The organism is Paenibacillus sp. W4I10, assembly GCF_030816325.1.
Classification (GTDB): Bacteria; Bacillota; Bacilli; order Paenibacillales; family Paenibacillaceae; genus Paenibacillus; species Paenibacillus amylolyticus_B.
The window spans coordinates 6221458-6241203 of record NZ_JAUSXX010000001.1; the positions used below are offsets into that span (position 1 = coordinate 6221458).

A 19746-nucleotide genomic window follows, 5' to 3' on the forward strand; every position below is an offset into this window, starting at 1 on the left:
GATAACGGTGTAAACGATTTCTTAAAACTATTGAGGAGGCATTTTACACATGGCCTATTTTGAATCCGTTAATAAAATTTCATTCGAAGGTAAAGATTCCAAGAATCCTTTTGCTTTTAAACATTATAATCCGGAAGAAGTGGTAGCCGGCAAATCGATGGAAGAACATTTCCGTTTCGGTATGGCTTACTGGCATACATTAACTGCAGGCGGCAGTGATCCGTTCGGTGCGGAGACAGCTGTTCGTTCGTGGGATAAATACTCGGGTCTGGACCTCGCGAAAGTACGCGTGGAAGCGGCATTTGAATTTTTGGAAAAAATGAATCTCCCGTTCTTCTGTTTCCACGATGTGGACATTGCACCAGAAGGCAACAACCTGCGCGAGTTCTACAGCAACATTGATACCATTGTTGATCTGATTGAAGATCATATGAAATCCAGCGGCAAAAAACTGCTCTGGAACACGGCAAACATGTTCTCGAACCCACGCTTCATGTTTGGTGCAGCATCCACTTGCAACGCAGACGTGTATGCTCACGCTGCAGCACAGATCAAAAAAGGTCTGGAAGTGGGTAAACGTCTGGGAGCTGAAAACTATGTCTTCTGGGGCGGTCGTGAAGGTTACGACACATTGCTGAACACAGATATGCAACTGGAGCAAGACAACATTGCTCGTATGTTCCACATGGCTGTAGACTACGCGAAGGAAATTGGTTTTGATGCACAATTCCTGATCGAGCCTAAACCAAAAGAGCCAACAAAACACCAATATGATTATGATGCAGCAACTTCCATTGCTTTCTTGCAAAAATACGGTTTGGACAAACACTTCAAACTTAACCTGGAAGCAAACCATGCTACACTGGCTGGTCATACATTTGATCACGAAATCCGTGTTGCTCGTACAAACGGCATGCTCGGTTCCCTCGATGCGAACCAAGGCGATATGTTGATCGGTTGGGATACGGATGAGTTCCCGGTTGATATGTACGATGCTACGTTGACCATGTATGAAGTATTGAAAAACGGCGGTATCGGCCGTGGCGGTGTGAACTTTGACGCAAAAGTACGTCGTGGTTCCTTCGAAGCTGACGATCTGTTCCTGGCACACATCGCAGGTATGGACACGTATGCAAAAGGTCTGAAAGTAGCAGCGAAGTTGATTGAAGATCGCGTGTTCGATGACTTCATCGAAAAACGTTACAGCAGCTTCAGCGAAGGTATTGGCGCAGATGTGGTTGCAGGTAAAGCAACACTTGCTTCCCTTGCTGAGTACGCACTGAACAACGAAAGCCCACGCAAAAACCAATCCGGACGTCAGGAATTGCTGAGAGCACAACTCAACCAGTACATTCTGGCTGACTAATAGTGGATTAGGCAGGGTTGGTCACGTCGACCACCGATGGTTATTCAACTCATATGTGTTGGACATCCGTGTCCAAACTAGCCTATGCACAAGATTAGCTTGTACCATGGAACGCCTGAACAAGCATGACATTCGGACCGTCCCCGACTTTCCCTTGGGAAGACGGGGGCGGTTTTTTGGTTAAACAAACAACGCGGTTTTTAAATTTTTGATATAAATGTTTGTCTAAGATGGTACATGCAGAACGAAGTGAGCAGAAAGGACCCGAGGAAGCAAAGCGGTCGCATTTATCCCCGGATTTCTCCCTTGCCAAAGGGATTAAAGGAAATCCGGGGGTAACGGCGATCCAAGGGTTTTCTGATCAAGGAGTGACTACATGAGCATCGAGGTTTCATTTATAACCAATGACAAATCAAGGTCATTGGATCAATGTTTCTGCTAATAAAAGCGAGTATGTTTTTAATGTTTTGATATAAATGTTTGTCTAAGATGGTGCATGCAGAACGAAGTGAGCAGAAAGGACCCGAGGAAGCAAAGCGGTCGCATTTATCCCCGGATTTCTCCCTTGCCAAAGGGTATAAAGGAAATCTGGGGGTAACGGCGATCCGAGGGTTTTCTGATCACGGAGTGACTACATGAGCATCGAGGTTTCATTTATAACCAATGACAAATCAAGGTCATTGGATCAATCTTTCTGCTAATAAAAACGAGTATGTTTTTACTGTTTTGATATAAATGTTTGTCTAAGATGGTGCATGCAGAACGAAGTGAGCAGAAAGGACCCGAGGAAGCGAAGCGGTCGCATTTATCCCCGGATTTCTCCCTTGCAAAAGGGTATAAAGGAAATCTGGGGGTAACGCGATCCGAGGGTTTTCTGATCACGAAGTGACCACATGAGCATCAGGGGTTTCATTTATACAATCCTGTTACAAACGAGAGGAGTTAACCTATGAGCTACGTAATTGGTGTCGATCTGGGAACCAGTGCGGTTAAAACCGTGTTGGTCAATCGTGAAGGAAAAGTGGCATTTGAAGCATCCGAAGCATATCCGTTGTACCAGCCCAAGGCTGGATACAGCGAACAAAATCCCGAAGATTGGGTAGAGCAGACCATTGTTTCCTTGCGCAAGTTGCTGGAAGTGTCTGGCGTGCAGCCTTCGGAAATCGAGGGATTGAGCTTCTCCGGTCAGATGCACGGACTGGTCTTGGTGGATGTAGAAGGTAAACCGCTGCGTAACGCAATCCTGTGGAACGATACACGTACTACGGCTCAGTGCCGTCGCATCGAAAAAGTGCTGGATGGCAAGCTGTTAAGCATTGCCCGGAACCGTGCACTGGAAGGCTTTACCTTGCCGAAAATTCTGTGGGTTCAGGAGAACGAGCCTGAATTGTTACAGCAAGCATCCTTGTTCCTGTTGCCAAAAGACTATGTCCGTTATCGCCTGACCGGGGATTACGCTATGGATTATTCCGATGCAGCGGGAACTTTGCTGCTGGACGTTGCAGGCAAGCAGTGGAGCAACGAGATTGCAGAAGCATTCGAGCTGCCGATCTCCCTTTGTCCACGTCTTGTGGAATCGTTTGAGGAAGTAGGCACGTTGCTGCCTGAGATTGCGGATCAAACGGGTCTGGCAGCTGCGACGAAAGTATATGCAGGTGGTGCGGACAATGCATGCGGTGCCATTGGCGCAGGCATTTTGAGTGAAGGACAGACGATGTGCAGCATCGGAACGTCCGGGGTTGTGCTTTCCTACGAAGAGCGTAAAGATCTCGACTTCGAAGGGAAAGTACACTTTTTCAATCACGGGGAGAAAGATGCCTTCTATATTATGGGTGTAACGCTTGCCGCAGGATATAGCTTGTCCTGGTTCAAGGATACGTTTGCAGCGGACAAATCGTTTGATGTGCTCTTGCAGGGCATTGATCAGGTTCCGGCGGGCAGCAACGGATTGTTGTTCACACCATATATCGTTGGGGAGCGTACACCTCATCCGGATGCGAATATCCGTGGCAGCTTCATCGGTATGGATGCAGGACACAAGCTGGAGCACTTTGGACGTGCGGTGATGGAGGGCATTACCTTCTCGTTGCGCGAGTCCATTGATATTCTGCGTGGTGCAGGCAAAACCGTTAATGAAGTCATTTCCATTGGTGGCGGTGCCAAGAACGAAGCTTGGTTGCAAATGCAGGCGGATGTCTTTAACGCCACGATTGTGAAGCTGGAGAGCGAACAGGGTCCTGCGATGGGTGCAGCAATGCTGGCTGCCTATGGTTGTGGCTGGTTCCCGTCCTTGCAGGAATGTGCAACAGCGTTTATTCGTCCAGCGAAGTCCTATGAGCCGAAACCGGAAACGGTTGCCGTCTATGATGGACTGTTTGCACTGTACCAGGAAGTCTATGGACAGACACGTAGTCTCAATGATCGTTTGGCTGAATACCGTTAATTCATTTACTTCACTACATTAATCTTGTGATTATATTTAAAAGCATCCGCGAAGGCGGGTGCTTTTTTGTCGTTCATTAAGATTAACCCCATGAAAGGTTTATTTGGCCTGCATATCCGCATTCCGGCTTTGCATAGATTGGAAATAGAGGATTGTGATTCGTCCAGGCATTGTGTGTCCGACATTTTAATAGGTAGAAGCTTGAGCATGGGGGTGAAGCTTTGGATGGACATGAGGAACATGGAAGACCACATATTACCTTGTCGATGATCGTTCGTAATGAAGAGAATCGCTATCTCAGACAGGCACTGGAGAGACATCGTCCCTGGATTGATCGCGCGGTAATCATTGATGACGGAAGTACAGATGGAACGGTCGCGCTGTGCAGGGAACTTCTGGACGGTATTCCACTCGTATTAGTGGAGAACGCTGCTTCACGTTTTGCAGATGAGGTAAGCCTGAGAAAACAACAATGGAAAGAGACCGTGGCGACCGATCCGGAGTGGATCTTGAATCTGGATGCGGATGAGATTCTAACCAATGACTTTGGGGTGGTACGGGATCTGCTGCTCAGTGGCAATGAAGATGCGATCTACTTCAGATTGTTTGATATGTGGAGTGAGACGCATTACCGGGAAGATGAGTTCTGGCAGGCGCATGCCTATTATCGGCCATTTCTGATTCGTTATCACCCGGGGATGAGCTATGAATGGAAGGAGACACCCCAGCATTGCGGTCGTTTTCCGTTAACGATCCAGCATTGGTCCTATGGATGTCATGCTCCCCGGGTGAAGCACTATGGTTGGGCGCGGGAAGAAGACCGCATCCGCAAATATGAACGCTATCAAGCACTGGACCCTGAAGCAAGATACGGTTGGAAAGAACAGTACGAATCGATATTGGATCAAGAGCCACGACTGTTGGCATGGTTCGAATAAGGAGAGGGGGGTGAGCACGTTGAAGAAAGACCCGTTACGCAAATCGCAAGAAGAATCCCAACCTCAAATAGAGCTGAATTCACATGAGAAAGAGAATCAAAAAGAGGAGCGAATACTGATCGCCAGCCCGGTTCGCCAGACAACTCCGGTGCTCCGTGAATTTCTGGATTCTTTGCATGCACTGGAACGAACAACGGTGAAGACGGATTATCTGTTTGTTGACGATAACGTGGAAGAAGCCGCATCGAATATATTGGGTGAATTTGTGCTTCAGCATGAAGGGAAGGTTATTCAAGCAGATGAACGTGGCAGCGGTAGTTCTGACAACAAAGGGGTGTACACCAAGGATGAGGGAGGACACTATTGGCAGGATGAGCAGATTTGGCGTGTAGCTGGTTTGAAAAATCGCATATTGCAATATGCACGCGACAATCACTACGATGCGGTTTTCCTGATTGATTCTGACTTGGTGCTGCATCCGCGGACGCTGGAGCAACTTGTATCGAGTGGCAAAGACATTGTATCCAATATCTTTTGGACCCGCTGGCAGCCGGATGCCAGGGAAATGCCACAGGTATGGCTGCAAGATGAGTATGCCTTGTATCGCCGCGGTGGCAAAACAGTAGACGGAACCGAGGCGGAGGACGAGGGCACGCAAACGACTGCTTTTCTGAATCAGCTACGGATTCCGGGTTGTTATGAAGTTGGAGGGCTAGGGGCGTGTACCCTTATTCGCAAAAATGTTCTGGCAGCAGGAGTTTCATATGACCAGATTCCGAATGTATCCTTCTGGGGCGAAGATCGCCATTTCTGCATCCGTGCTCAGGCACTGGGTTTTCGTTTGTTCGTTGATACTCATCTCCCCGCGTACCACATCTATCGATTGTCCGAACTGCCGGGGGTATCTGCCTTTAATCGCAGGGCTAGACGAGGCGAAGAGACAATCAGTATTACCCTGTGTATGATTGTGAAAAATGAAGAAGCTTCGCTCGCCAGATGTCTGGACTCGGTCAACGGCATTGCCGATGAGATTGTGATCGTCGATACCGGTTCAACGGATCGTACCCGTCAGATTGCTTCCAGATATACGGATCGTATTGTTGATTTTGAATGGGTGGATGACTTTGCAGCAGCACGCAACTATGCTTTCGATCAGGCGAAGAGTGAATATATTCTGTGGCTGGATGCCGACGATGTGTTTGAACCGGAAGATCGGGCGAAACTGATCGCCTTGAAACGTTCTCTGGACCCGGATGTTGATAGTGTCACGATGGATTACAATCTGTCATTCACAGCAGATGGCAAGGTAGCCTACAGCCTGCGCCGGAATCGTCTGGTGCGTCGGGATCGGCAATTTCGCTGGATTGGCGCGGTGCACGAATACCTCGCTGTAGCGGGCAATCTGCTGCATAGTGATATAGCGGTTACCCACAAGAAAGATAAGGAGTATACCGATCGGAATCTGCGGATCTATCGCAAAAGGGAACAGGCCGGAGAGGAATTCGGGCCGCGTGACTTGTACTATTTCGGTAATGAGCTGAAAGACCATGGACAGCATGAGGATGCGGTGAAGTACTATGAGAAGTTTCTGGATACCGGGCTGGGCTGGGTGGAAGATCAGATCGCTGCTTGCCAGAAAATTGCGGATTGTGAAGCTGCACTTGAACATCCGGAACAGGAAGTCACGGCGTTGTTCCGATCATTTGCCTATGATTTGCCAAGAGCCGAGATTTGCTGTCGATTGGGTGGTTATTTTGCCGACCGTGAAGATTATCGCAAGGCCTTGTTCTGGTATGAACAGGCGACTCGTGCTGTACGTCCTGATGATCCTATGGTAGTGCTGAATGAAGCAGCCTGGACCTGGATGCCGCATCTGCAACTATGTGTGTGTTATGACCGGATGGGTAACCGTGCCAAGGCCCGGGAACATAATGATATCGCACTCGCCTATCATCCAACACATCCGAGCATGTTATATAACGATCGTTACTTTAAAGATCTGGAGAAGGATAACGTATTGGAAAATGCTTAACATTTTCAGTCGAAATTCGGCCTCCTTCGTGGAATTAAGTGGGTGAATCAGCCCATGTTCCATGGAGAGGTTTTTTGCATTGTGATAAAAGTACATCATAAAGTTGGTGACATTAAATGGATTAATGTATTTCATCCAGGGGAGGATATGCTTTACAATAATGAATAACGGAAAAGCGGTGACCATGATTGCCTGTCTACGGCTGCCGAATTGATGAAGCAAGGGGAACTGGATATGAATCTAACAGATGTTCTATTGGAGTCGAGGCTGGTCGCGATTGTGCGTGGTATTAGCCGTGAAGCGGCAGTAACAGCTGGACAAGGCATGACGAGTGGTGGAATTCGACTGATGGAAGTCACGCTGAACACACCTGGAGCACATGATATTATTGCAGACTGGCGTGAGCGGCATGAAGGAAAGGCTTTTGTTGGAGCGGGTACGGTACTGAACGTGCAGATGGCGAAGGAAGCAGTCGCTGCAGGAGCACAATTTCTGGTGTCTCCCAATGTCGATCTGTCTGTCATTGAATATGCTGTAGAACATGGTGTCGAGATCTGGCCTGGAGCCATGACACCCACGGAGATTGTCGCTGCCCATGAAGCGGGAGCACGAGTTGTGAAGTTGTTTCCGATGGCGAGCCTGGGCATACCGTATCTGCGGGAGATTAAAGCTCCGCTGAACCATATCCCGTTGTTGGCAACAGGCGGCGCCACACTGGAGAATATTGCTGACTACTATGCAGCAGGTGCTGCTGCCGTAGGTCTGGGAAGTGCACTTTTACCACGAGAAGCCCTTGTAGCAGGAGACCATGAGCAGATTGCAGCATGTGCACGGAGATTTGTGGAAGCAGCCGAAGCCTAAGATTCCAGCGTCAGATGAGGGATATGTATATTTGGGTATATATATGATGGTTCCTTTAAATTAGTGGTTGGATCAATCGTTATCATAAAAACCCATGTCGTTTAACGTGCCGTTCACTCTATTGTTTTATGATGGATGTATGCCAGAATTCGGAGAGGAGAGATGCCCTGTGAAAGCTAAAACAATGATAGGCGGCATGCTCGCCGTGGCCGCAGTAACGGCAGGTGGATTATGGAAGGCAGCGGTGAAGAGCCAGACGCCCAAAAAGATTCCAATCACACTCACACCCCCAATGCCATTTGAGGATGTGACCTTTGACAGTGGGGGAGGTCGGGTGCATGGCTGGTTCATCCCGGCCAGAGCCGACATTCCGAAGCCATGGCCGCTCGTTATTATTGCACATGGCTGGGGCTCCAATCGCTCCCGTGTTCTTCGTTACGCACGTCCGATCTGGGAAGCTGGATATGCCTTATTTATGTATGATGTGCGTAGTCATGGGGCCAGTGATCCGGTTCGTGCTGCATCTGCCTACCTGTTCCGGGATGATCTGCTCGCGGCGTTGCAGTATACGACTGCACGACCAGAGATTGATGCGGATGCCATCGGAGTACTTGGACATTCTTTGGGGGGACTGGGTACGATTCTTGCAGTGACGGAGGGGATTCCTGTATCAGCAGTGATTACGGACTCGATGCCTTCGCAATTTGAGGTAATCGTCAGTTCAGAGCTGAGACGCCGGCGTCTGCCCTTGTTTCCACTGGCCCAGTTAATTCCGAGAATCTGGTTCTGGCGACTGGGTGAATCTCTGAAATCCTATCGTCAGCGTGATCCGGTGATGATGCTGAATGAACGGCGCAGGGGGATGCAACTGCCGATGCTGATGGTGCACTCCAAGGGAGATAATTTCATTCCCCCGAGTGAGCTTGAATATTTTATGTCCAAAGCTGATCCGCCTGTTGAACATCTATGGGTCAACAGCGGAGGACACAGTTGTTCCGAGGAAGATCCCGCCTTCTGGGATACCGTTATTCCCTTTTTGAAAACCCATGTTCAAGGTCAGGCGAAGCCGAACGATTCGTCTATAGCGAGTAGTTAAAAAGGTAGAATCAGCCTACATAAGAGTGCAGGCTAACAGAGAAAACGCCAACGTGGTTGGCGTTTTTTTGCTGTTATTAGCAATATGCAGAAATTCACATTTGTTAAATTGCCCGGAAAACGACGATTAAAAAGGAAGCTTATGGTATCATAGAATAGACTGGCAATATTCATGCGAGGTTATTTGTTATGCTTCTTTGTATGAAATTGAAGGGAGAGGTCGAGATTTGAGTTTGAATTGGAAGTTTAATTTACGTTTGAAAATGTTCGCAACCAAAGCAACAACCGCAGCGATGGCAACACTGCTGCTTGCTTCGCAAACACCAGGTTTTGCAGGCAGTGCATCAGCCGCGCAAGCAGAACAGTTGACCGAAGCGACAACGGGGGAAAATGAACAACTAGACGCAACGAGCAATGACGTGCCTGAGGGAGCAAAAATCTCATCCAGGCAAGCCAGTGAAAATATAATGAAATTATTTCCATTGTTAAAAAAAGCAACGATCTCATCTGCACGATTCGATTCACCTAATTCCTATCCACCGCCAGACTACAAGGCATGGGAGATCGGGTTCCAGATTACACAAGGCAATCATACGTCGGGATTCAGTGGAACTGTACATGCAGGCACAGGGGAAGTGTTAAGTGTACATTTGCCGTCGGATATCCTGGATAAACATGTCTCGCAATCAGATGTGAAGCTAACCAAAGCTCAAGCTGAAGAAAAGGCCGTAGCACTGTTGTACCAAGCGATTCCAGGTCTTAAGGAAAGTGAATATGCTCCGCTTGGAGATCTGTATTCTTCCATCGAACAAGAGTCATTGTTTGGCAGAACAGAGTATCGATACGGGTACCAGTTAAAACATGATGGATTGTTATCTGACGCAGAGACAGTCTACATTAATGTGGATGAAAGTGGTTTGGTGACAGGTTACTCACGAGGTACTATCGAAGCCAAGTATCCCTCATCGAAACCGGCAGCTTCAGAAGAGAAGGCCAGACAGCAGTTTGAAGAACAGTTCGATGTGGAACTGGCTTATATCGCCAAAGATCGTTTATCTTCCAAACAGGGTCAGCAGTATTACCTTGCATATACACCGAAAAATATCAGTATCGTTCCGATTGAAGCCAATACGTTGGAACGGATTAATACATTAACAGGTAAAGCTGTGGATGAAGATTCTTTGCAGCAGGATACGAAGTTGAAAGGTGATGTAACTCCTTTTGTGCCGGCCAATGGTACGAGGTTAAATGTTCAGCAGGCCGCCAATCGGGTCGCAACGAACTTTGACATTCCCAAGGGTTATAAGCTGGAACATAGCCAGTTAGGCAAGGGATATTACTCAAGTCCGAACAGTCAGGTATGGAGTCTGAGCTGGAGCGATCGAAGTGCGAATATGTCCTATATGTTCATGCGGGATATCTCAGCACAGGTAGATGCAGTTACCGGGCAGATCTACAGTTATACGATGATGCAACGAATGGGACCGGAGATAGAACAGGAGAAGCCAGCTGAGGTGGAGGCAGGCAAATTGTTAACCCGGAAGCAGGCTGAGAAACTGGCGATGGACACGGTAATTGCGCTAGTTCCAGACGCAACGGAGCAGTTCCGACTGGCTAATGTGATTGAGGTGGATGATGCTCGCACATTTTTGTTCCAGCGTTATCTGAACGGAATTCCGGTTAAGGAAGATACGGCACAAGTACAGGTGTTGAACAACGGGACGATTAACGAGTTCTATACGCGTATTGCGGCAACGCTTGAACAACTGCCGGCAGATGTTAAGCCAGCCATCAGTTATGAAGAGGCTAAGGCACTCTATCTGGAGGAGTTCAAGCTGATCCTAGCATATTCCCGTTATGGCGGATATGGTACGAACGGTGGTCAAGTCATCCCAGCGGGGGTGAACCTTGCTTATATGCCTACACGTGATGAGAATTCGATCTATGGCAACTATGAAGCGCTGGATGCGAACACAGGAGAGTGGAAGCTTTTATACGGGGACACAAGCTCTGCAACCAAGGCTGAACCTACGGACATCTTGGGTCATGTGGCCGAAGCAGCTCTACGCAATATGACACAGCATGGCGTATTGCTTGCTGATGAGCAGGGACGCGTATTCCCGGATCGTGTGATCACCCGAGGAGATTGGTTTAACTATCTGGCAAGAGCGATTAATCCAAATATGGATCTGTACTACAGTGGGGACGGAGATGACAAGTTATACGCTGATGTGACACCTGACAGCCCGTATTATAAGGCAGTTCGGGCATTAATCGATCAACGCTGGCTTGCCGGAGCGGACCCAGAACAGAATCTGAACCCGCAAGAAGAGATGACCCGTGAAGAATTGGCGGTGCTGCTCGTACGTATTTTACGTTATGAGAAGCTGGCCGGATTCTATACGTTGCCATCGGATCTTCCCAATATTGCGGATGCCAGTGCCATTACAAGTAAGGGAGCGGTTTCCCTGAGTCTGAAGCTGGGATTGCTTCCTTCGATTGAAGGACGGTTCATGCCTGCACGCAAAGTGACGGTAGCTGAAGCGTCACAGGTATTGGAACGGCTGGCGAAGCTTCAAGGTAAAACAGATACGTTTATGAGTGGTAATCGCCTGTATTAGACGAGGAATCACTCATATCATGCCCAAGCGAATCATAGGATGAAGATAACGGGTAATCGTGATTGATTGAACTGAAGATCAAAGGGACCTTCCATAGAAGGTCTCTTTTGATTTAATTTTTACAAAAATTATATAATTTCAACTAACATTTACACGATAACGGAGAGGTCAGAAATAACTTGAGGAAGCGAAGCGTGCGCCTTTATCACCGGATTTTTCCTTTTGAATAAAGGATCAAAAAAATCTGGGGATAACAGCGATCGGAAAGTTGTTCTGACATCGGAGTGTTAGTGTAAATATTCTTTAGTTGATGATATAGAAGAATGACGACAGAGCCTTTTGTGATACAATAGGGCGTGAGAACTTTGCAAAGAAGGGTGGGTTCCTTTCATGGGTAAGAACGGGAAACGAATTATCACCATACTGCTGGCAGGCTGTCTGATTGCTGTAGCGTTACCACGTACGGTTGATCTGGATCAACTATACGCTGCATCAGGGACATCAGATATATCCACGGCAACAGATTTGCGCCAGACCTTGCTTACCGCAATGTCACAGCGAACGGAGGAACTTGTTTTTACATACAAAGGCAATGTGAAAGGCCTCAAAAAACAATTACAAACCTCCATCGATGAGGCAATGAAGAGTGACCCCTATATCCAATATACCGTTAAAAGTTATGCATTTAATTATAAAGGCTCCAATGTGTCCGCCGAGGTCCATGTGACTCTCTCCTATCGGGAGACCAAGGAGCAGACCGATTATGTGAATCGTAAAGTCACAAACGTGTTGAAAGAAATCATCAAACCAGGCATGACGGATCATGAGAAGGTCAAGGTCATCCATGACTGGATTGTGCTTAACCTTTCCTACGATACTTCGCTCAAGAAATATACGGCCTACGACGGGCTTGTTACAGGCAGTACCGTATGTCAGGGATATTCACTGTTGGCCTATCGGATGTTGGAGCGAGTAGGTATCGATAACCGGATTGTGGAAGGTACAGCGGGCGGGCAGCTTCATGCCTGGAATATCGTGAACCTGGACGGCAAGTGGTATCACATGGACACCACCTGGGATGATCCTACCCCTGACCGGAAAGGTAAGGTAAGCCACAGCTATTATTTGCTGAGTGATGATGAGATGGCACGTGACCATATCTGGACAGGCAAAAGCAAGTACCCCGCTGCGCCAGCCCCATATCGAGAAGCTTTATTAAAGCTGGTGAAGGCCGGAGATAGCAAAAAAGCCGCATATCAGAAGCTGTACCACGCTCTGGACTATTCCCTGTATGATGAACAGGATGCCGTCAAAGGCCATGCTGCGCTGAAGACCAAGGTTCAAAGTACACTGAAGGAAGGCGGAAACTCGCTCACGTTCAGGTACAAGGGTACGGAGGCTGGACTGATTGAAGATTTGCAGGATTTGTACCAGCTTGGCATGAAATCGATATCTTATTATGTGTCCAAAATGGAAGGTACTACGGATCTGCGCGTCAAAATTAACTGGACACTATAACAACCGTTTGAATAGGATGCTCCGCTTGAGGAGTATCCTTTTTTGCGTTCAATTTTGTGTTCAAAAACGAGGATTTTAGTGTTGTCTATTTTTTGTATATGTCGCTTTGCTATTCTAATCTTCGGCGTATGCCAACACTTTGGCAAGTTCGGAAGAGGTGAACAACGTTGACGTTGCTGCCACTCCGGTAATTACAGATCAATTGATTACCAGTGTGCAGATGTACAATCAGGCACCAGAAGACAACGGGAATGGCACGATTGAAGTCAAAGGAGATAAAATCGGGGATATTCGACCACGCATTCAGGATGAGGTGGCTGTAGTCTTTACATGGGGACTTGCAGATGATAAGCACAACTACAGCGATGGCTCTACCTTCACCTTTAACTTGCCCGATAAATTCATCATCGGATCGCAGCTTAAGGGTAATCTGGATGGTGGTGTTGGGGAGTATGTGGTGAATCCAGATGGGACAATCATCTTTACCTTTAACAACAGATAGACTTTAGTTCCGTAGGGCAGGGCATCATTGATGTGCATTTTGCCAACACAGCCGTAGATAAGTTGAAGAAATCGGGAAGTGCAAACAAAAATAACTTCAACTCGGATGAAATTATATGGACCGTAGATTTTAACCAAGGCGAGAAGGTTATGAAAAATGCTGTTCTTGCAGACACGTTCCCAGCAGAGCTAGAACTCAAGGGCGATAAGGCGATTCCAACGGTGACGACTGCACCTCCAGTTGGGGATACAGATGCACCGGATGGGGATGGTGCATTTGCACCTCCTACTGGAACGGATACAGATGGGTCACAGGGCAATGGAAATTCTGCATCACAGCCAAACGGAAATTCGGGATCTCAGGGAATGCTGCCACAAACAGGTGAAGAGAGCACAATGGCTTACACTGCTGTGGGCATGATGCTGATGGCGTTAGGTAGCGCGGGATTCATGTACTTCCGCCGCAGACAACAGCTTCAACGCTAGATCGAAACACGCAGTATCTAAGGATTCATCGTGTGTAGATAGAAATACCCTCTAGCAATCACTACGAAGGCTTAGCGTCGACGTGTGAATATGCTAGAGGGTATTTTTTGGTGATATTTAGGAAGGATCAGGTCCTCGTAACATTTGGTTTCACTGCAATAGCTCTTACAATTAGGCGATGTGTTGGATTGACGAGTGGATCACAGGTAATCAAGGTAAGGACCTGTCCAAGCCCGGGATCTTCCAGCACAGATAAGTCAGTTGGCTCCACAACGGATATCTGATCTACCTTGTATTGGATAATCGTTCGATCTGCCAGGGTGACTTCCATTGAATCACCAATCTGGAGTTCTCCCAGACGATTGAACAGCCGTCCTTTTTTGTGGGCGCGATGAGCGGCTATGGCAGCATTACCTTTGTTCCCGATACTGGTGGTTTCGACAAGATGGGTTGCAGCTACCTTCATATTGTCCTCCGTTGCACCCTCCAGAATCGGTAAGCGGACATCAATCTTGCCAATCGATAGTACCCCCAACGTATCCGAGGAGGCCTCTTGTACTGAACCTGTATTGTCAGTAGTCGGCTCGGCAGAAGCTGCATCCTGTATGCCTTGTTTGAAGGAGTGATTAAGCTTAGACAAGCCGTTTTGCAATTGCTCCAGATCGTTCATGACACGGGTTTGCTGCCAGTCATAATACGTTTCCCGCAGGAAAGGAAAGCTGATGATCAGGATGCCCAATAGAACGAGCAGAATAGAGAATTTTTTCATTATACATCAACTCCCGTTGTCCAAGAAAAATAGTATACCTTTCTCTATTCTACTTACGGATCTATACAAAATATGGACAGGGATGAGAGGACGTACAGGAATTGATCAGGGGGGAAGCCGACCCAAAACAAAACCTCCCCGTTTCACTACAGTAGGAAGACTGCAACGCCCCGGGGAGGTTTTATTATATGGAGTAAATTGTATCAGCTGTATAAGTTAAACTAACCATTTACATGAGAACGTAGAGGACAGAAATAGCGTGAAGAAGCGAAGCGTTCGCCTTTATCCCCAGATTTTCACCTTTGTAAAAGTGAGTCAAAAAATCTGGGGATAACAGCGATCGGAAGGTTATTCTGTCATCGAAGTGTCAAGTGTAAAAATTACCTCGTTAGTGCTTATCACTTGGTGAATCGGTAGGTGTGAAATCACATTCCTGCAGCGGCACCACTTTGGTCTTTTTGATCCATTTGTAACCGAGCCACAACACCAGGAACAGGGGTACGCTCAAGTAGGCAACGATGGCTCCACTCCAGTCGATCTGATCACCCGTGAATGCCTGATAGTTCTGTCCAATGATCACGATGATACACAGGACAAAAGCAAAGATCGGCCCAAACGGGAACCAGCGTGCACGGTAAGGCAGATCGCTCAGATCCCTGCCTTGTGCAACGTATGCACGACGGAAGCGATAATGACTGATAGCGATACCCAGCCAAGTGATAAATCCGCACATCCCGGATGCATTCAACAACCAGGTGTACACAATCCCATCGCCGAACAGGGAGGCAAGGAATGCCAACATACCAACAGCTGTTGTAAGCAAAAGTGCATTCATTGGAATGCCTTTTTTATTCAGCTTGCCCAGGAAACGAGGGGCTTTACCATCACGGGCAAGGGCATAGAGAACCCGACTTGAAGCGTACATGCCTGAGTTACCGGCAGAGAGTACAGAGGTTAAAATAACGGCATTCATGACGGAAGCTGCAATGGCGAGGCCAGCTTTCTCAAATACCAGTGTGAACGGGCTGACACCGATATTTTCCAGATCACCTTTGAGCAGATTCGGATGCGTATACGGGATGATCAGACTGATCACGGTAATCGCCAAAATGTAAAAAATCAGAATGCGCCAAAATACCTGACGAATTGCACGAGGTACATTTTCGCGCGGGTTTTCACTTTCACCGGCGGCTACCCCGATAAGCTCGGTACCTTGGAATGAGAATCCAGCAGCCATGAATACGCCTAACACAGCGAAGAATCCGCCATGGATGGGCGCATCACCGATGGTGAAGTTACTGAAACCAACCGCTTCTCCGCCCATAATACCAAAGATCATGAGCACACCAACGGCTAGGAAGATGATCACGGTAGCGACTTTGATAATGGCGAACCAGTACTCGGACTCACCATAGCCTTTAACAGACAACACGTTCAAGGAAAAGATCAGCACGAGAAACAATAAGCTCCATAACATGGACGAACTGTCGGGGAACCAGTATTTAATGAGTACTGTAGCGGCAGCAAGCTCTGCTGCAATGGTTACCGCCCAGTTGTACCAGAAGTTCCAGCCCATGGCGAACCCGAGAGCAGGATCGACAAAACGTGCGGCATACGTATTAAATGAACCGGAGTCCGGCATAAAAGTAGCAAGCTCACCAAGGCTGGTCATTAGGAAATAAACCATGATGCCAACGGCCACATAGGCAATTAATGCTCCACCAGGGCCTGCGGTTGAGATGGCGGTACCACTTGCGAGAAACAGCCCGGTACCAATCGAGCCACCGAGGGCGATCATCGTCATATGGCGTGCGCGTAATCCTTTTTTCAGGGAAGGTCCAGTTGTTGTTTGGTTACTGCGGTCTTGCATGGAAACACTCCTTCATTCGATATACTGATGTTTGCGATCTTGAACTCATAAAAACAAAAAGACCACAGGCATCAGCCTGCGGTCTTTAATATTTCAATGTCCGCACCATGTCCCAGATGATTAAGATAGCTCAACACAGAAGAATTCATACCTTTATATAAAGGAAATGTACTTCCGTGACAGTTCTGCGCCTTTCGACAGCAGCCCCAGCTCACCGGACCGTATAAGGAACGTCCAGCGAGCTTCGGCGGGTACACCTTTCGGCTGATCTCATAAGCGGCTCCTTAGCGCCTCCATCAGCGTACTGATCGCACCCGCGACCTCTACCTCACCATCAATGGATGAGGTGTATCTATTGTCTATGAAATTATGAACAACACAACTTAACATCGTGTGTCCTGTTTAGTAAACAGACAATCAGTATAACGCGCATGGTTCTCCAGTGCAATAACAATTGTTGGAATGTGAGGTCTGAGAGACGACTATTCCTCTTTTTTGTTACGGCCAGCCATCTGCTGCCATACCGTTCCAGCAGCCTGTTCCCCCGATTCGATCCGCTCCAGAGCCATCTTGGCCTGCAGGCTGACTTCAAATTCGGGATCATCGGCTGCAACTCGCAACGCTTGTTCTGCTTCTTCAGTTCCGACCTCATAGAGAAAACGTGCTGCACGCCAGCGTACAAGTTTACTTTTATCGGATAATGTTGCTGTCATGGCTGGAGTAGCGGCAGGATCGCCGATATCCGACAAGGTATCCCCGGCAGTCCGGCGTACCGCAGGAGAACTGTCCTGGAGCGCTTCATACAGCAATTCCATCGCTTCCGGTGTACGAATGTCACCCAGGTATACGACAGCCAAGCGGCGAATCTGCATTTTGTTGTCATGCAGGGCATGGGCTACGAGGGGCAGTCTTTCTGCCGTAGGCTCCATGCCGTCAAATGCCGCATAGCGAACGTTCCAGTCCTCGTTTCGCAGAGCCTCTTCAAGTTCGGCTCCATCCAATTCACGGCGGCGCTCGACGAACTCTTCGGATTTGGTACCATGTTCAATGGCCTGTTTGATGACCTGCTCCAGCCGTTCCGGGGGGTAAGCGGCTTCCAATTCCTGCTCAACTTCACGTGCAATATCCGGCAATTCACCATATCGAACACCGTAATCACTCAGTTTGCGTTCTTTGATCATTGTTGCACTGGCGACTTCTGTCACGGCTTTGACAAAGCGATCGGACAACGAGATTCGTTCTTCCTTGACCCCGGCCTTGACCCTAATTTGCATCGGTACGCCTCGGAAGAATTGGACAAATACCTGTGCTTCTCCGAAGTGCTCGCCTGAACCATCTTCGGATTCAATCCAGTCCAGATCAATGCCTTGCTGTCCAAGGCGATTTTGGACTTCACCCAAGATAACGGACCAGTCGGCATTCCCTTTACGATCAAGTGCCACAAAGTCTGTTGTGTGGAACACACTCTTTACACCGGGAATATGAAGCATCTGGCGAATGAACGCCGGAGCAGATCGTTCGTTGTCCAGTGTATATGTTTTGCGAATTCCGTCCTCCAGACGTTCATCGAGATGTAGCATCATCGTATTTGGACTCGGTGTTGGTTCAATGGAAACAATATTCATCAATGTAACCTCCTATAGTACCAGATTCATCTTTAACTTCCCGTAAATTAAATCACACGGGTATTTCTCTATTTTACATCAATGTGTGGAATCTGCGAAATCATCCAGAAGTGAAGTGGACGTTTCTAACACTTAATGTGAAGAAGTACGAAATTTGTTAACACTTCTTTCATGTTCACGCACAAACATTTTTAAACGAAAATTGGCACAATAAAGATAAGAATCAACTGGAGGTTATACCTATGGAACCCATTACCGTGCTCTCGGATGGAAAACGTCGTATTGCATATGAGAATATTATTCAATTGTTCAGGAACTGGATTGAGGACTCAGCATCTGGTTCTGCGATAGAAACACATCGGGGAAGTTGGGAAAATGCCCGTTATTGTATTGTTGATTATCAGGTTGCCGAAGAAGCGGTGTCAGCAGCAAATGCCATTCGGGCTTTTATGCCACAACTCCCGTTACTGGTCATTACGGATTTCAAATCCCTTATTCGGAAGCGTCACCTGCAACAGATTACAGGTACAGGTGAGATGAAGATGATTCTTTGGAATGAGCAAGACCCGAATCAACTAATCAAGGATATGGAAAATTGGTTTCATTCTTCGTCTATCCATAAATCAGAAATAGCCATACCACCCATCTTATCCATGAGATAAAAGAGAGATATGGCCAAAGATGTTTAACTTTTTAATCGTTACGATCGTATTAGATCACATATTTATAGCCTGTTCCCCAAACCGTCTTAATATAACGTGGGTTCTTGGGATCAGGCTCAATTTTTTTACGCAGACTTGAGATATGAACATCAATGGTACGATCCAGATAGGCGCGTTCGGAGCCTTTGATCCGATCCATCAGCTCATTGCGGGTGAACACTTTACCCGGATTGCGGTACAATTCCTTCATAATCTCAAACTCAATATGAGTGACCTCGATTTCAACACCATCCACAAACAGAGTTCTTCTGTACTCATTCACATTCACATGTCCAGTAACCTCTGCCTGCTTATCTTCTTTTACCGGTTTATCCTTATAGGAGATGATTGATCTTCGCAGCAGTGCTTTAATCCGGGCATCCAACTCTTTCAAACTAAATGGTTTGCACAGAAAGTCATCCGCACCATTATGCAATGCGCGAAGTCGATCATTCAGCATGGTGCTTGCCGAGATCATCAGAATGGGCACAGTGGAGTGCTGGCGAAAGGCTTCTACGAGATCATTTCCATCCATTTCAGGAAGCATGAGATCCGTAACAACAATATCCGGCTGGAATTGTGGAAACAGTTGAAGTGCCTCGCGGGCATGATGAACCCGTTCAGTGATGTATCCTTCCTCCTCAAGAAAGAAAGCAATCATGTCGGCCAGATTTTTCTCATCTTCTATAAGAAGTACTTTGATAGTCATAGGGTCACACTCCTGGTGAAAATAATATGTTAAGAAAATGCTAAAAAAACAAGGTGAATTGCGAATAAATGCCGCAAATTTTTTAATGTTTCTATCCCAAAATATAGGATGTATATGTAGAGAAAGAATAAGCTTTTTGAATGAACTTCAATATTCTAGCATGAATGCAGTTTGGTTGCCGATCAATCAGAATTTCCCAAATCTACACCAA

General features: G+C 47.3%; 15 protein-coding genes and 1 riboswitch. Of the genes, 11 read left to right on the top strand and 4 right to left on the bottom strand.

Going from position 1 to position 19746, the window contains the following annotated elements; translation table 11 throughout:
• Positions 1 to 49 precede the first annotated feature (49 nt).
• The 10 genes from xylA to QF049_RS27875 all read left to right on the top strand — a co-directional run bounded on the left by xylA (position 50) and on the right by QF049_RS27875 (position 13861).
• Positions 50 to 1366 carry a xylose isomerase gene (gene xylA / locus QF049_RS27830; RefSeq protein WP_091019299.1) on the top strand — a complete coding sequence of 439 codons (1317 nt, stop codon included), beginning with the start codon at positions 50 to 52 and terminating at the stop codon, positions 1364 to 1366.
• A gap of 949 nt (positions 1367 to 2315) precedes the next feature.
• Positions 2316 to 3809, top strand: a complete 1494-nt coding sequence (gene xylB / locus QF049_RS27835; protein ID WP_307542108.1) for a xylulokinase — start codon at positions 2316 to 2318, stop codon at positions 3807 to 3809.
• Positions 3810 to 4030: 221 nt separating this feature from the next.
• On the top strand, positions 4031 to 4747 hold the full coding sequence (locus QF049_RS27840) for a glycosyltransferase family 2 protein (RefSeq protein WP_307542110.1): 717 nt from the start codon (positions 4031 to 4033) through the stop codon (positions 4745 to 4747).
• A 961-nt stretch (positions 4748 to 5708) separates the two neighbouring features.
• Positions 5709 to 6779, top strand: coding sequence for a glycosyltransferase (locus tag QF049_RS31435; RefSeq protein WP_200869389.1), 1071 nt, complete (start codon positions 5709 to 5711; stop codon positions 6777 to 6779).
• A 234-nt stretch (positions 6780 to 7013) separates the two neighbouring features.
• Positions 7014 to 7640: a bifunctional 4-hydroxy-2-oxoglutarate aldolase/2-dehydro-3-deoxy-phosphogluconate aldolase gene (locus tag QF049_RS27850; RefSeq protein WP_307542114.1), complete on the top strand. Its 627-nt coding sequence runs from the start codon at positions 7014 to 7016 to the stop codon at positions 7638 to 7640.
• A 169-nt stretch (positions 7641 to 7809) separates the two neighbouring features.
• Complete coding sequence (locus tag QF049_RS27855) at positions 7810 to 8736, top strand: alpha/beta hydrolase (RefSeq protein WP_307542116.1); 927 nt, start codon at positions 7810 to 7812, stop codon at positions 8734 to 8736.
• 226 nt (positions 8737 to 8962) lie between these two features.
• Complete coding sequence (locus tag QF049_RS27860) at positions 8963 to 11356, top strand: S-layer homology domain-containing protein (RefSeq protein ID WP_307542117.1); 2394 nt, start codon at positions 8963 to 8965, stop codon at positions 11354 to 11356.
• Positions 11357 to 11746: 390 nt separating this feature from the next.
• Complete coding sequence (locus tag QF049_RS27865; RefSeq protein ID WP_307542120.1) at positions 11747 to 12874, top strand: transglutaminase domain-containing protein; 1128 nt, start codon at positions 11747 to 11749, stop codon at positions 12872 to 12874.
• Positions 12875 to 13013: 139 nt separating this feature from the next.
• Positions 13014 to 13376: a hypothetical protein gene (locus QF049_RS27870; protein ID WP_307542121.1), complete on the top strand. Its 363-nt coding sequence runs from the start codon at positions 13014 to 13016 to the stop codon at positions 13374 to 13376.
• 32 nt (positions 13377 to 13408) lie between these two features.
• Positions 13409 to 13861, top strand: a complete 453-nt coding sequence (locus tag QF049_RS27875; RefSeq protein ID WP_307542124.1) for an LPXTG cell wall anchor domain-containing protein — start codon at positions 13409 to 13411, stop codon at positions 13859 to 13861.
• A 127-nt stretch (positions 13862 to 13988) separates the two neighbouring features.
• On the opposite strand, the gene QF049_RS27880 is transcribed toward QF049_RS27875, so the two are convergent.
• From QF049_RS27880 to QF049_RS27890, 3 genes are all read right to left on the bottom strand, one after another.
• The gene (locus QF049_RS27880; protein WP_307542126.1) at positions 13989 to 14630 is read right to left on the bottom strand and encodes a class D sortase; all 642 of its coding nucleotides are present in this window, start codon (positions 14628 to 14630) and stop codon (positions 13989 to 13991) included.
• A 388-nt stretch (positions 14631 to 15018) separates the two neighbouring features.
• Positions 15019 to 16500: an amino acid permease gene (locus QF049_RS27885; RefSeq protein ID WP_150364212.1), complete on the bottom strand. Its 1482-nt coding sequence runs from the start codon at positions 16498 to 16500 to the stop codon at positions 15019 to 15021.
• A gap of 118 nt (positions 16501 to 16618) precedes the next feature.
• Positions 16619 to 16834: riboswitch (Lysine riboswitch) on the bottom strand.
• Positions 16835 to 16982: 148 nt separating this feature from the next.
• On the bottom strand, positions 16983 to 18125 hold the full coding sequence (locus QF049_RS27890; RefSeq protein WP_047841582.1) for a virulence factor: 1143 nt from the start codon (positions 18123 to 18125) through the stop codon (positions 16983 to 16985).
• Between the two features lie 242 nt (positions 18126 to 18367).
• On the opposite strand from QF049_RS27890, the gene QF049_RS27895 reads away from it, so the two are divergent.
• A complete protein-coding gene (locus QF049_RS27895) occupies positions 18368 to 18787 on the top strand; it encodes a hypothetical protein (RefSeq protein ID WP_307542130.1) in 420 nt (139 codons plus the stop codon).
• A gap of 49 nt (positions 18788 to 18836) precedes the next feature.
• Here the strand turns inward: QF049_RS27895 and QF049_RS27900 are convergent, their stop codons facing one another.
• Positions 18837 to 19535 (bottom strand): response regulator transcription factor, encoded by a 699-nt coding sequence (locus QF049_RS27900; protein ID WP_036668013.1) that lies wholly within the window; start codon positions 19533 to 19535, stop codon positions 18837 to 18839.
• Positions 19536 to 19746 lie beyond the last annotated feature (211 nt).